This is a genomic window from Lactobacillus sp. ESL0677 (genome assembly GCF_029392875.1).
Classification (GTDB): domain Bacteria; phylum Bacillota; class Bacilli; order Lactobacillales; family Lactobacillaceae; genus Lactobacillus.
The window spans coordinates 289304-302609 of sequence record NZ_CP113946.1; the positions used below are offsets into that span (position 1 = coordinate 289304).

Below are 13306 nucleotides of genomic sequence, written 5' to 3' on the forward strand. Positions count from 1 at the left end.
AAAATGGTTAAGTCAAGCAATACCAAAGTCACTTTGACAATTAATGCTACGTGGTTTCGCGGCATTGCGACCTATGGCAAAGTGATGGTGGGCGATAAGGCGTTTGAGTTTTATAATGATCGAAATTTGAATGATTACGTACAAATTCCGTGGGTAGAGATTACGTATGTGGTTGCTGATGTCCATTTTCATGGTCGCTATCTTCCACGGTTTGAAATTCGCACGCGTAAGAATGGCACGTTTATCTTCTCAACTCGTGATAATAAAAAAGCGTTGCGTGCAATTCGCAATTATGTGCCAAGCAGCAACTTGCGGCAGGCGTTAGGCTTGTGGCAAAAGCTGAAAAGGCGACTTAAATCATAGTTTAGGCAAAATAAAATACTTAGATCGATTGATGATCTAAGTATTTTTTGTTTATTCAGCTTTTTCTTTACGCCAAAGTTTTGCAATCGCATAAAGGATGATAAAGATTGCTAACGCGGCAATCATTGCAATTCTGTTTTCTGGTAAAACTAGTAGCAGAACAATCATTAAAATGAAGAATAGTAAAGTCGCATAATCAAAGAATGGGAAGCCAGGCATCTTGAAGCTAGTCAATTGATCTTCCGGCGTCACCTTTCTGTATGCAACGTGTGAGAGTAACATAATGCACCAGATGATTAGGAACATACTGGTAGTTGTCGATGAGATAAAGGTAAACGCGTCGTTACCAATCATCACGATTAATAGTGGTGCAAGCTCAATTAAGCAGGCAGATAGGATTAAACCATTTTGCGGTAGTTGCCGGTGTAAGTGACCAAAGGTATGGTTCCATTTGCCCTTACCGTTAAAGGTAATCGAAAATAATAGCCGTCCAGCACTATAGAGAACACTATTGGTTGAAGAAACAGCGGCGGAGATAACGACGAAGTTAATGAGCGAACCAGCGTCATGAATTCCCGTTGCAGCCAGAGTTTGAACAAACGGACTAGAACTAGTTGAAACCCTGTTCCAAGGAATAACAACTAAAATAGCTACAATTGCTAAAACATAAAAGAGGATAATTCTCGTTGGTACTTCATTAATTGCCTTACTGATCGTTTTCTTAGGATTTTGGGCTTCAGAAGCGGTAAAGCCGAGTAATTCTATCCCAACAAAACTAAAGATAACCATTTGAAAGCCTGACAAAAAGCCAACGCCACCTTTGGCAAAGAACCCGCCATTGTTGAATAGGTTATTAAAACTGACAGGCCCATAAGTAGTGCTTTTACCGGTAATCATTAAGTAAGCAACTAGGATAACAAAGGCGACGACCGTTACAATTTTAATAATGGCAAAACTAAATTCCAAATTACCAAATAATCTGGCAGATAGCATGTTAATGCCTAATAAAGCGGCGATGGTAATCAGTCCTGGCACCCAAGTAGGCAAATGAGGGAACCAGTATTGGAAGTAAATTCCCAAGGCAGTCATTTCCGCCATGGCAAGGGTGATTAAACAAATCCAATAGAGGTAGCCGGTGATAAAACCGGTGTCCTTACCCAAATATTTTTCAATAAATTCGATATACGTGTGCTTACTGAGGTCGGAAATAATCAACTCTCCCAATGCGCGCATAAGGAAAAAGAGAAAAATACCGACGATTAGATAAATGAGAATAACACTCGGGCCCGACTTTTGAATGCTGTTGCCAACACCAAGAAAAAGTCCAGTTCCGATAGTTCCGCCTAATGCAATTAATTGAATGTGAGTATTGGTTAGCGATCGCTCATACTCAGTAGAATCTTTTTTGTCCATAAAATTACTCCAATTTAGTCTTTAAAATTATTTTTCGGTTGGTAAGTGCGCCGTAAGCCGGCTAGATCGCCCGCTCTTGGTGCCAAACCTTGCTGACAGCCCATAAAATGACAAAAATCAGAATAGCACTAATCATTGCCATGCGGTTAGCTGGTAATGACAGTAATAAAATAATCATTAAACCAAAAAAGATTAGCGTTAGATAGTCTAGCCACGGATATAGTGGCATTTGGAAGTTGGTTAACTTGCTTGTTTGTGTCTGTCTGCGGTAAGACAAGTGGGTTAAAATCATCAGGCACCAAATAATTAAAAACATACTAGTTGAAGTTGATGAGATGAAATTAAAAGCTTGATTACCAATCAGGATAATCACTAGCGGTGCCAGTCCCATTAAGCAGGCTGATAAAATCAAGCCGTTTTGCGGTAATTGGCGACGTAAATGACCAAAGGTTTGATTCCATTTACCTTTGCCGCCATATGTAACCGAGAAGATTAACCGCCCAGAACTATATAGGAAACTATTGGTTGAGGAAACGGCGGCGGAAATTACAACGAAGTTAATAATTGAACCAGCATTACGAATGCCAGTAGCTCCTAATGCCTGAACGAAGGGACTAGAATTAGTGGCAATTTTAGTCCATGGAATAACTAGCAAAATTGCTAAGATTGCCATGACATAAAACAAAATAATTCGCAGTGGTAATTCATTAATGGCCTTTTTAATAGTAACTTTAGGATTTTGCGCTTCCGATGCAGTTAAGCCGATTAACTCAACGCCGACAAAACTAAAAATTACCATTTGAAAACCGCCAAAAAAACCGTTAGTCCCTGTAGCAAACAGACCGCCGTTTTGAGTTAAATTGTTAAAACTAACGGGACCATAACTTGTACGTCCTCCAGTAACCAAGAGGTAGGCAATCAGCAAGACAAAGGCGATAATTGTGATAATTTTGATAATAGCAAAGCTAAATTCCAAATTACCAAATAATCGTGCTGACAGCAGGTTAATAAACAATAAAACAACAATTGTAATTAACCCCGGGATCCAAGTCGGTAAGTGCGGAAACCAGTATTGGAAGTAAATTCCAAGAGCTGTCATTTCCGCCATGCCTAGACTAATCCAGCTAATCCAGTATAGGTAACCGGTAATAAAACCGATATTCTTACCTAAATATTTTTCGATAAATTCAATATAGGTATGCTTGTGCAAATCGGAAAGAACCAACTCGCCTAGCGCCCGCATCAAAAAGTACAGAAAAATGCCGACAATGATATAAATTAAAATCACACTTGGTCCAGCTTCATGAATGCTGTTACCTACACCCAAGAAAAGACCGGTGCCGATTGTGCCGCCTAGCGCGATTAACTGGATATGCGCGTTGGTTAGTGTGCGCTTATAGCCTGAATTGGTCTTTGGGTCTTCTTTTGTCATTTAATCACTCCAAATCTATAAATATTATGTTACATTAGTGTTACATTATTCCATTTTAGCATTTATAAATGAGTTTTGCCTTAATAGATGAAAACTTTGCTAAATCATAACTTTTGTGATGATGAAGGCAATATTGGTAAGCTGGCACTTTTTTAGATGAAATGTTATTATTACTTTTATTAAAAAATAATTGGGAGATGATGGAGCATGTTTACTTTTGACTGCTTTACAATTAATGGCTTAAAAATTGAATTAGTCTTGCCGGAGTTAGATCAGGCGCCAGCACTATTAAACTTAATTGCTAAAGACCGAGAACAGCTTGATCGCTGGCTGCCGTGGGCAGATACGACTAAAACTGTTGCTGATGAAGCTAACTTTATTGAAATGGTGCGCGAGCAAACGGCTAATTATCAAATGCTAGAATTAGTAATTATGGTAAATGGCCAAGTTGCGGGGATGCTGGACTTGCATAATGTTAGTCGTAAAGATCAGTGCGGTGAAATCGGCTATTGGCTAGGTAGCGCGTTTCAAGGTCAGGGAATTATGACGACCGCCGTTAAGCGATTGGTTAAATTAGCGTTTGCGAAAATGAATTTACACCGCATCGATTTAATGGCGGATCATGAAAACAAGCCAAGCCGTGCGGTGGCTAAGCGTGTGGGATTAGAACACGTGGCCTTGCTTCGAGCTAAGGTTAAATATCATGGCGAATTTCGCGATATGGATCTTTATACGATCATTAATGAGGCAAACTAAAAAGCATACTGGCGGTTGTCAGTATGTTTTTACGATTTATTTATCTTCATAACCATTTGGATGTGATTGGTGCCACTTCCAAGCACTAGTCATAACTTCTTCGGCACTTTCATGCTTTGGTTGCCAATGCAGGATTGTTCTTGCCTTGGTAGAGTCGGCTACGAGCGAGTCGGGATCGCCGCCACGTCTTGGTCCCATAGTATAAGGGATGTCGATGCCAGTTACCTTGCGAGCTGCAGCTAAAATTTCCAAGTTGGAATAACCATGTGCAGTACCTAAGTTGAAGACATCGGATTTCTTAGTTTTCATTAAATAGTCTAAGGCCAATAGGTGTGCGTCAATTAAATCCTCAATTTGAACATAATCGCGCACGTTGGTGCCATCTTTGGTATCATAATCGTTGCCAAAAATAGTAAATTTACCGTCACCAGCAAGTGCACTCTTTAAAATATTGGGAATCAGGTGAGTTTCAGGAGCATGATCCTCGCCAATTGAGCCATCGCTGGCGGCACCAGCAACATTGAAGTAGCGCAGAGCGATTGACTTAATGCCATCTGCCTTGTCAGCCCAGTGCATAATCTTTTCCATCATGACCTTAGTGTCACCATAAGGGTTAATCGGATCAAGTGGAGAATCCTCAGTAATTGGAAGTTTCTTAGGGATGCCGTAAGTTGCGGCACTTGATGAGAAGACCAGATATTTAACACCAACGTCATTCATTGCTTCGAGCAGTGAAATCATGCCAGCAACATTGTTGTCGTAATATTTCAACGGCTTTTTAACAGATTCGGGCACTAATGAGTAGGCTGCAAAGTGCATTACAGCATCAATTTTTTCATTTCGTAAAATTTGGCTAACTAAAAACTTGTTTTCAATATCGCCTTGATAAAATTTGGCTTGCGGATCGACAGCTTTTTGATGACCAGTGTATAAAGCATCGAGTACAACAACATCATTGCCATTTTCAATCAACTTTTTAACAGCAATCGAGCCGATGTAGCCCGCGCCGCCAACAACTAAAACGCGCATAATTTCCTCCATATATAATTAATTTAATCAAATAAATTTTAGCACAAGCATGGCAAGGCGGAAGATCTTTTTAAACAATAATTGACAGAGAAAGTATTTTGCAATATATTTACTTTTAGTAAGAGAATGGGGAAGAAGTTAGAAAATGATTCATAATTCAACAATTGATAGTCAAATTAATCACCGCTCAATCCGGAAGTTTAAGGACCAAACATTGAACGCGGAACAATTGCAAACGTTGTACACTGTATTTCAACATACCGCGACCAGCATGTTCATGCAGAACGCAACGCTGCTACATATAACTGATGAAGCTAAAAGAGCCAAAATTCGAGAATTGTGCAACCAAAATTATGTGGGTGCTGAAGGCGACTTGTTTATCTTTGTCGTGGATTTGTACCGGAACCAGCAGATTCGTCAGCAGCTGGGCAAAGATGATGGCCGCGTGCATATGAGTGACCTGTTTATGCAGGGGATGGATGACACGTTGCTGGCATGGCAAAATGTGGCTAATGCTGTGGAAAGCATGGGGTTAGGCTATGTGCCGTTGGGAACGATTAATGATCATCCTTTGGCAATGCTTGAGGTATTGGACTTGCCGCAATTGACGTTTGCAGCTTTGGGGATGCAAGTTGGTGTGCCTGATCAAGAGCCGCAATTAAAGCCGCGGCTGCCACTGCAATTCACTACGTTTGAAAATGATTATCCACGTGACTTTAAGGTCAGTGAATTGGCAGATTATGATCAATTGGTAACAACTTACTATGACCTGCGTGATTCTAACCGCCGAATTGATTCTTTCACTAAGCAGATTACCGGTGCTAAGCTCGACAGTCGGAAGATTGACCGCGATCAATTGCCAGAGTTATTGCATAAGCAGGGACTGTGCCTTGACTGGCAGTAAATTAGTTTGATTAGATATTTTTATTGCGTGACGTTTTTTCTTTTGGTATAATTTAAACGTTACGAGTTGCTGATTTAGCTCAGTCGGTAGAGCGTTTCCCTCGTAAAGAAAAGGTCGCCAGTTCGATTCTGGCAATCAGCATAACAAAGGCAAATATCGTATTAAAGCCCGTTGTATCAATCTTGATATGACGGGCTTTTGCTTGTTATGAAGTAGTTCTATTTATACTATTAAGTTTTGTGATACCCGGCTTTTAATTTTCTCAATAAGAAAAGATTCTCTGCTTATTACAGAGAATCTTTTAAATTGGTATTAACATTAAAAATTATAATTTGGCGTAGTAAGTCAATAGTCGTATCATATTGCAAGTAAAACCAAATTCGTTGTCGTACCAAGCATGAACTTTTGCCAGACAAGTACCATCACCAATATTAATTACTTCAGTCATTGTAGGATCGAAGATTGCACCGTGAGTATCGTTAATTATGTCTGATGAAACAATACCGGTATCGTCGTAGCCAAAAGTTTCATTATTTTGGGTAATTGCTTTAAAGACTTCATTAATTTCTGTCGTGGTAACAGATTTATCAAGAACAAGAGCAAGTTCAGTTAGTGAGCCGTCACGAACGGGTACTCGTTGAGCTTTTCCTGTTAGTTTGCCGTCAAGCTCAGGAATAACAAGACCGATTGCCTTAGCAGCACCACTAGAGTGGGGAATGATATTTTCAGTAGCAGCGCGATTGGCACGCTTATTTTTGCCTCGTGGGCCATCGGTTAAATTTTGTGAAGCTGTATAAGCATGGATTGTAGTGAGACTTCCAGCTTTAATACCAAAATGATCATTCATTGGCTTAGCAAGTAATGCTACCGATTGTGTTGTACATGATCCTGGTGAAATAATACGATCGGAACTGGTTAAGGTATTTTCGTTAATACCATAAACTGCGGTTGGAATTTTACCTGCAGGAGCAGAAATTAAAACCTTTTTAACACCAGCTTTAAGATGAGCGCTAGCTTTTTCCTTATTTGTATAAAAGCCTGTTGATTCAAGAACTAGGTCAACATCATCATTGGCAACCCAGGGAATTTTTTCCGCATCTTTTTCCGCATATACTGTATAATGCTTATCATTAACGATAATTCCTGAATCATCAGCTTGTACTTCCGCTGGGAAATCACCGTGAATTGTATCGTGCTTTAATAAATAGGCGATCATGTCCGGATCAGTTAAGTCATTGATTGCCACAACTTTAATTTCAGGATCATTTAATTCAAAAATTCTTCGAAATGCTAAGCGACCAATTCGGCCAAAGCCATTGATACCAATTTTAATTGCCATTGCTTTACCTCCATAAAAATATTATTTGTTAACGATTTTTAGTATAGGGGAGTTTAGTAGTTTTGAATAATACCAAATAATGGTACCATTATCATTAAAAGTGATAGGTGATGAAATGAATTTTAATGATTTAAAAATATTCCGCACGATTTATGAAGTCGGTTCATTGAATAAGGCAGCTCAGACTTTAGGATATGCCCAATCTAATATCACAGCTAGATTAAAATTGATAGAGCAGGAATTAAATTCGGCTCTGTTTGTTCGTATGCCCAAAGGAGTGCAGCCAACTGAAGCAGGTAATATTTTTTATAAAGCAGTTTTAAATATTCAGGCAGAGTTGGCGCAAGTGTCTGCTAAAATTAGCCAGCGAAAAAAGATGCTACTAGGATCAGAAACGTTAATATCAGAAGTTCTAAGTCATAATAACGTTAATTATAGAAATTTTAGTAAAATTGTTGTTAAAAATCAGAATGATATTGTAAAGGAAGCTGCTAGCCATTTGTATGACATAGTAGTGACTTTTATAAATATGGGTAATAGTCATATTTATAATTTAAATAAAGTCTGCCAAATTAGCACTAATTATGCAGCACAGAATCAATTTGCTTTTAGTGATAAAAGTGTTCCTATCTTGATTAATAGTGATCCAGAATGTGCCTTTAGGAAAAGAACTTTGAAAGATTTAATTGATAAAACAAGAGTATTTGAAGTTGATTCCTTGCAGGCGATTGAATTATTGGTTGAACAAGGAAAAGGAGTAGCGCTGTTACCAAGTAAAGCTATAGAAGAAAGGCACTTGGTTAAATTGCGTACGAACGACATTTTGCTCAAATATTATTTATATCAAGCAAAGTGGATTGATTAGTTAGTCAGTATAACAAAGTCAAAGATGGCATAAAAGCCCGTTGTATCAATCTTGATATGACAGGCTTTTTGCTTGTTATGAAGTATTTTAGATAGTTGTAAATTAATCTGAAATGTTGTGGTCAGTCACACTACAGGTCACATAAAGTAAAATAAGTTAAAAATTTATCATCGTTAATTTTTCAGAAATAGATATAACCCTTGATGTGGCAGGCTTAATTGCCTGCTTTTTTGTATGACTGAGTGTTACTTTTATTTTGTAAATGTGTTTACTAGGTAAACACATTTATGCTACTATAGCAAATATGATTTTAATAAGGAGTTTTTAAAATGCAAATTCAAGAAACAAGTTACAAAGTTAGTCACTTATATAAATTATTTTTAGCCGATTATGCCAAATTGACTAAAAAAATTAATATAAATGTTGCTGACTATAATATATTTTTGACATTAGAAGAAAATCCAGGTTGTACTCAGCTTTTTTTAGCCCAAAAAAGACATGTTGAACGTAGTTTATTGACTCGGATTATAAAAAAATATCTTGAGCTGGATTTAATTGAGCGTCGGCAAAGTTCTACTAATAAGAGTGCTTATGCACTTTATCTCACACCTAAAGGAAAGCAGGCTACAAAGTCAATAAGAAAAATGATTAATTCTTTAAATGAAAAAATTGCCAAACTTTGTTCTAGTGAAGAATACAAAGCACTTAATGACATATTAGATTTATTAATTAAGAGGTGGAGTTAAAAATGAAGAAGTTTACTATATTATCTCTATCATTGTTTACGCTACTTGCTGGAGCAGCATTATCCCCAGCTTTGCCAAGTATCAGTCAAGCCTTTCCTCGAGTTAATAAACTTTGGATACAAGCATTAGTTACGCTCCCGTCTATTTGTGTTATTTTTTGGCAAGTTTTGGCTACTAAAGTTAGTACAAAATTCTCAAGTAAAAAGCAATTACTTGTCGGGCTGATTTTATATTCTTTTGGCGGAGGACTACCAGTATTAACTGCTAATTTCACATTAATTATTGTTAGTAGAATAGTTCTTGGAGTTGGATTAGGAATTATAGCCGACTTATCAGTTGAATTAATTAATTCAAACTATCAAGATGCTGAACGCAAACGAATGTTAAGCTATGCTGGAGCTTTAAATAATGGTGGTACAGTATTGGCCGTTTTATATGCGGGTTTGACAGCTAAATTAAATTGGCACCTTGTTTTTTATCTTTATCTTTTAGCACTAATTCCACTTTGCCTAGTTTTCAGCTTTTTAAAAGATGAGTCTATGACGTCTAAAAGAAAATTGGCATCTGACAAAACTAGTTTTGAACCTGAATTTTTATTTATTGCAGGTGAAATGCTAATAACTACTATTATCTATTTTATTGTTCCCACTAATCTTGGCTATGCTATTAAAGAGTATTTTAAAATTAATAATTCGCTGATAACGGGAGGATTAATGGCTTTAATTTCTATTCTAGGAGTTATCGCTGGTTTATTATTTAGTAGAAATCGTCTCAAAAATAAGATCGTTTTAATTGGTTTATTTACTATGTTTTCTTGTTCAATGTTATTTCTATCTTTGGAAAACTCGTTAATGCTGTTTGTTATTGGTGCAGCATTAAGTGGATTTAGTCTCGGTATTGCCTTACCATTATTCAATCAAGAGATTATTTCAATCTCAAACATTAACTCAAGTAATCGTAATTTAAGTATTGGTCAAGCTATGATCTTTTTAGGACAATTTATTTCGCCATTTTTAATAACGGAACTACATAACTTGCTTAATTGTAATGTTTTTCAAATTGGATGTGGATTAAGCTTGATATTACTTTTTCTGAATATAATTAAACCCGTGAGATATTAAAATAACTTGCTTTATAATAATGCTTTTTTGCTAACTTAAAGTTGTACTAATATTTTCACAACATTAAAGTATTGCTAATAAGTAAATATTAGTGTTTAATTAAAAAATAAAACAAGGGGGAATTTATTGAGTATTAAAGAAATCATTAGAGTCAACGAACCAAGAGCTATTTTAATTTTAGTTATTTATATTTTTAGTTCATTTTCAAGCACTGGATCACAATATTTACTTAAATATGCGATAAATGCGATTAGTAACCAGAACTTTTCTAATTTTCTGGTTTGGATAATTATTCAAGCTGTTACTAAATTTATGGCCACTGCATTACTTGCGGTGGCAACTTATAAATTTAATCAGCAGATACAGGAGTATATCCATAGAGTACGAGACGAGATTTTACGCCATTATTATGCAAATAGTCAGGATAAAATTTCTAAAATAGAAAATGAATTAAGCAGTAATATGAAAATTTTAACGACTGATTATTTAGAGCCTGGGTCTATTATTGTGCAATCTTTACTTGTAATTATGCTATCGATTAGTGCCTTGTTTACATTACATTGGAGTTTGATTTTAGCAACTATCATTGTCGCGATTATTGTATTTTTATTACCAAAAATCATGAAAAAGAAGTTATCAACGGCAACTGCCACTGCAGCGATGCAAAATTCAGAATTGCTTGAAACTATTAGTAATTGGTTTCAAGGTTTAACTGAATTACGGCGTTATCGCGTTTTTTCAAAAATGAATAAGAAATTGGATCACACTAGTCAAGCTTTAGCTCAAGCAAATATCCAAAAAGAAAATCTGCATGGCATTGCAATTGGAATTAATGGTATTGGTAATACGCTTGGACAAATTGGAATTATGGGTTATGCACTTGTTTTGCTTGTTAACCATCAAATTGATTTTGGTAGTTGGGTTATTGCTACTAGCTTTTGTTCGAATATTTTCAATGGTCTGTGGGACATAGTTGATGCAATTACAGCCATTAATTCAACTAAGCAGTTGCGTGATCTAACTGGAAAATTACGTCAGTTTATTTCGCTACCACAAGTAGTGCCAGTTAATAGTATTCAAGTTAAAAATTTGGTAGTTGAGTATCAACATGGTGAAAAAATCACTTATCCTGATTTTACAATTAATGCTGGTGATAAAGTATTGCTAACAGGAGATTCTGGTAGTGGTAAATCTACATTATTAAAAGTTTTATTGGGTGAGTTAATACCACAGCAAGGACAAGTTATTTACCAAACAGATAATGGACAAGTAATTAGTCCGCAAAATGCGATGGTTGGTTATATTGCTCAAGATAGCAGTCTATTTCCTACTAGTATTACGGACAATATTACAATGTTTGCCAACGATTTAATTGAAAAAGTTCCTAAAGTTACAGAAAAAATGCAGCTGTCTGCTGACTTAGCTAATTTTCCTGCTGGTTTAAAAACGCAGGTTAATTTGGATCAAGATAATTTATCAGGTGGTCAGAAGCAAAAGATAGTTCTGGCTAGAGCTGAAATTCGTGAACCACAGATGTTGTTACTTGATGAAGCAACTAGTGCAATTGATAGTAATGCAACTATTAAAATAGTTCATGAATTATTACAGACCAAGCAAACTTTACTGATGGTAGCACATAATTTTAGCCCCAAATTAATGCAGCAATTCGATTATCAAATTAATTTACAAGCTAAAGAAGGTGCAAAATAATGACGATTAAAGATTTTTTTAAGCAAAATCCATTACGTTGCATTCTGATAATTTTTACAGCGGCTTTCTTTCCAGCGATGCACCTAGTTAATACTGGTTTGCTTGCAATAATAACAACAGCCGTAAAAAAATGGCAGATTCCATTTGCTTTTTGGCTAGTTGCGATTATGGCGCTAGTTTCACTGACTGATTATTTTACTCAAGGCTGGTTTAATTCATTATTTACAAAACAAGCAGAAGAATATAGCGTAACTTTGCGCCGTAAAATAATTCAGCATTATTTTTATGATCAAGCTGATCATCAAGTTTCACAAGTACAAAATCGTTTAACTAATGATATTGAACAAGTAACTTGGGATTACTTTGCATCTTGGTGCAATATTATTATGGACATTAGCTTTTTTGTTTTTGCTTTCTTATTGTTGTTAAACTTTCATTGGTTATTGCTGGTAATTAGTATTGCAATGACAATTATTTCGTTAATTTTGCCTAAATTATTGAATAAGCAATTGCAAAAGGCAACGTTGCATATTTCTAGTGCTAATAAAATTTATCTTGATAGCCTTGAAAAGTGGCTATCTGGATTAGCGGAATTACGCCGATATTTAGCAGGTGCTAAATTATTTAAAGTAATCCAGCTAGATTCTAAAAAATTAGAAGATGCCAATGTTAAACAAGTTGGTTTGCAACAAACTTTAGTAGTGATTAACGGTTTAATTTCGGAAAGTTTTAGCTTTTTACTTTTTATTCTAGCGGGATGGTTGATTATAAATCATCATGTTCAATTTGGTGCTTGGGTTGTTGTAGGGGACTGTCAATATTATCTTGCTAGCTCAATTGAACAAATGATTGCGGCCTACGGACGAATTGAGGGAAGTAAATCCTTAAATAAACAAATTGCGGATTCTGCCACACAAAGTTCGGTAAAACAGGAAAAGAGTGTGGAGACGCCAGTTTCTTTGATGACAGAAAATTTAAGTCTTAAGTTTCCTAATGGTGAGCGACTAACTTTCCCAGACATTAATGTTAAAAGGGGTGAAAAAGTGTTGCTTACTGGTGATTCTGGGACCGGTAAAACTAGCTTACTAAAAATTTTACTTGGTGAAATTACACCTACAACAGGTAAAGTTATATTCAGGAATGAAAAAGGACAAAGAATCATACCGAACATGAGTAAAATTGGGTATATTCCCCAAGCACCAGTTTTGTTTCCAGGAAGTATTGCCGACAATATGACAATGTTTAACGCAAGCCTAAAGTCTAAATTAACACCACTGATTGAAAAAATTCAGTTTGCAAAAGATGTTTTTCATTTTCCTACAGGTTTGAATACGATAATTAATTTAAGCAAGCTAAATGTTTCGGGAGGACAAAGGCAAAAAATTGTCTTAATTCGGGCATTAGTTCATCAAAGTAAAATTATTCTGATTGATGAAGGAACAAGTGCCATTGATCAACAAGCAACAATCGAAATTTTGCGTGAAGTTACTTCTAGTGAACAAACAGTTATTTTTATTGCTCACAGTCTTAATGATCATATGAGACAGATGTTTGATCGTGAGATTCATTTAGTTAAAAACAAGAATTTAGGGTAAACCTACTTTGATAGTAATACGTAAATATTTGGA

The 13306-nt window shown here is 36.1% G+C and carries 12 protein-coding genes and 1 tRNA gene; 9 read left to right on the forward strand and 4 right to left on the reverse strand.

Annotation, left to right across the window (positions count from 1 at the left end; genetic code table 11):
- The first annotated feature begins 3 nt into the window (after window positions 1–3).
- On the forward strand, window positions 4–363 hold the full coding sequence (locus tag OZX76_RS01490) for a DUF956 family protein (RefSeq protein ID WP_277180353.1): 360 nt from the start codon (window positions 4–6) through the stop codon (window positions 361–363).
- A 51-nt stretch (window positions 364–414) separates the two neighbouring features.
- Here the strand turns inward: OZX76_RS01490 and OZX76_RS01495 are convergent, their stop codons facing one another.
- Together OZX76_RS01495 and OZX76_RS01500 are read right to left on the reverse strand one after the other, a co-directional pair.
- Window positions 415–1776 carry an amino acid permease gene (locus tag OZX76_RS01495; protein ID WP_277180355.1) on the reverse strand — a complete coding sequence of 454 codons (1362 nt, stop codon included), beginning with the start codon at window positions 1774–1776 and terminating at the stop codon, window positions 415–417.
- Window positions 1777–1837: 61 nt separating this feature from the next.
- Window positions 1838–3208, reverse strand: coding sequence for an amino acid permease (locus tag OZX76_RS01500; RefSeq protein ID WP_277180357.1), 1371 nt, complete (start codon window positions 3206–3208; stop codon window positions 1838–1840).
- 207 nt (window positions 3209–3415) lie between these two features.
- Between OZX76_RS01500 and OZX76_RS01505 the strand changes: the two genes are divergently transcribed.
- Window positions 3416–3964, forward strand: a complete 549-nt coding sequence (locus OZX76_RS01505) for a GNAT family protein (RefSeq protein ID WP_277180359.1) — start codon at window positions 3416–3418, stop codon at window positions 3962–3964.
- Window positions 3965–4000: 36 nt separating this feature from the next.
- Here OZX76_RS01505 and galE read toward each other — a convergent pair whose 3' ends face one another.
- A complete protein-coding gene (galE, locus tag OZX76_RS01510) occupies window positions 4001–4993 on the reverse strand; it encodes a UDP-glucose 4-epimerase GalE (protein ID WP_277180361.1) in 993 nt (330 codons plus the stop codon).
- A gap of 145 nt (window positions 4994–5138) precedes the next feature.
- Between galE and OZX76_RS01515 the strand changes: the two genes are divergently transcribed.
- Together OZX76_RS01515 and OZX76_RS01520 are read left to right on the forward strand one after the other, a co-directional pair.
- Window positions 5139–5897, forward strand: coding sequence for an NADPH-dependent oxidoreductase (locus OZX76_RS01515; protein WP_277134192.1), 759 nt, complete (start codon window positions 5139–5141; stop codon window positions 5895–5897).
- A 68-nt stretch (window positions 5898–5965) separates the two neighbouring features.
- Window positions 5966–6038 (forward strand) — tRNA-Thr (locus OZX76_RS01520).
- A 184-nt stretch (window positions 6039–6222) separates the two neighbouring features.
- Here the strand turns inward: OZX76_RS01520 and gap are convergent.
- Window positions 6223–7236 carry a type I glyceraldehyde-3-phosphate dehydrogenase gene (gene gap, locus OZX76_RS01525; protein ID WP_277180363.1) on the reverse strand — a complete coding sequence of 338 codons (1014 nt, stop codon included), beginning with the start codon at window positions 7234–7236 and terminating at the stop codon, window positions 6223–6225.
- A gap of 115 nt (window positions 7237–7351) precedes the next feature.
- Between gap and OZX76_RS01530 the strand changes: the two genes are divergently transcribed.
- From OZX76_RS01530 to OZX76_RS01550, 5 genes are all read left to right on the forward strand, one after another.
- Complete coding sequence (locus tag OZX76_RS01530) at window positions 7352–8101, forward strand: LysR family transcriptional regulator (protein WP_277180365.1); 750 nt, start codon at window positions 7352–7354, stop codon at window positions 8099–8101.
- A 329-nt stretch (window positions 8102–8430) separates the two neighbouring features.
- Window positions 8431–8847 (forward strand): MarR family winged helix-turn-helix transcriptional regulator, encoded by a 417-nt coding sequence (locus OZX76_RS01535; protein WP_277180367.1) that lies wholly within the window; start codon window positions 8431–8433, stop codon window positions 8845–8847.
- Between the two features lie 2 nt (window positions 8848–8849).
- Window positions 8850–9968, forward strand: coding sequence for an MFS transporter (locus tag OZX76_RS01540; protein WP_277180369.1), 1119 nt, complete (start codon window positions 8850–8852; stop codon window positions 9966–9968).
- A gap of 126 nt (window positions 9969–10094) precedes the next feature.
- On the forward strand, window positions 10095–11678 hold the full coding sequence (locus tag OZX76_RS01545; RefSeq protein WP_277180371.1) for an ABC transporter ATP-binding protein: 1584 nt from the start codon (window positions 10095–10097) through the stop codon (window positions 11676–11678).
- Complete coding sequence (locus OZX76_RS01550; protein ID WP_277180373.1) at window positions 11678–13273, forward strand: ABC transporter ATP-binding protein; 1596 nt, start codon at window positions 11678–11680, stop codon at window positions 13271–13273. Before OZX76_RS01545 ends, OZX76_RS01550 begins: the two co-directional genes overlap by 1 nt.
- Window positions 13274–13306 lie beyond the last annotated feature (33 nt).

Excerpts from the sequence above, each read along its gene's own strand:
- OZX76_RS01495 (WP_277180355.1), bottom strand. The coding sequence starts at position 1,776 with ATGGACAAAAAAGATTCTACTGAGTATGAGCGATCGCTAACCAATACT.
- OZX76_RS01500 (WP_277180357.1), bottom strand. The coding sequence starts at position 3,208 with ATGACAAAAGAAGACCCAAAGACCAATTCAGGCTATAAGCGCACACTA.
- OZX76_RS01535 (WP_277180367.1), top strand. The coding sequence starts at position 8,431 with ATGCAAATTCAAGAAACAAGTTACAAAGTTAGTCACTTATATAAATTA.
- gap (WP_277180363.1), bottom strand. The coding sequence starts at position 7,236 with ATGGCAATTAAAATTGGTATCAATGGCTTTGGCCGAATTGGTCGCTTA.
- OZX76_RS01540 (WP_277180369.1), top strand. The coding sequence starts at position 8,850 with ATGAAGAAGTTTACTATATTATCTCTATCATTGTTTACGCTACTTGCT.
- galE (WP_277180361.1), bottom strand. The coding sequence starts at position 4,993 with ATGCGCGTTTTAGTTGTTGGCGGCGCGGGCTACATCGGCTCGATTGCT.
- OZX76_RS01530 (WP_277180365.1), top strand. The coding sequence starts at position 7,352 with ATGAATTTTAATGATTTAAAAATATTCCGCACGATTTATGAAGTCGGT.
- OZX76_RS01550 (WP_277180373.1), top strand. The coding sequence starts at position 11,678 with ATGACGATTAAAGATTTTTTTAAGCAAAATCCATTACGTTGCATTCTG.
- OZX76_RS01490 (WP_277180353.1), top strand. The coding sequence starts at position 4 with ATGGTTAAGTCAAGCAATACCAAAGTCACTTTGACAATTAATGCTACG.
- OZX76_RS01515 (WP_277134192.1), top strand. The coding sequence starts at position 5,139 with ATGATTCATAATTCAACAATTGATAGTCAAATTAATCACCGCTCAATC.
- OZX76_RS01505 (WP_277180359.1), top strand. The coding sequence starts at position 3,416 with ATGTTTACTTTTGACTGCTTTACAATTAATGGCTTAAAAATTGAATTA.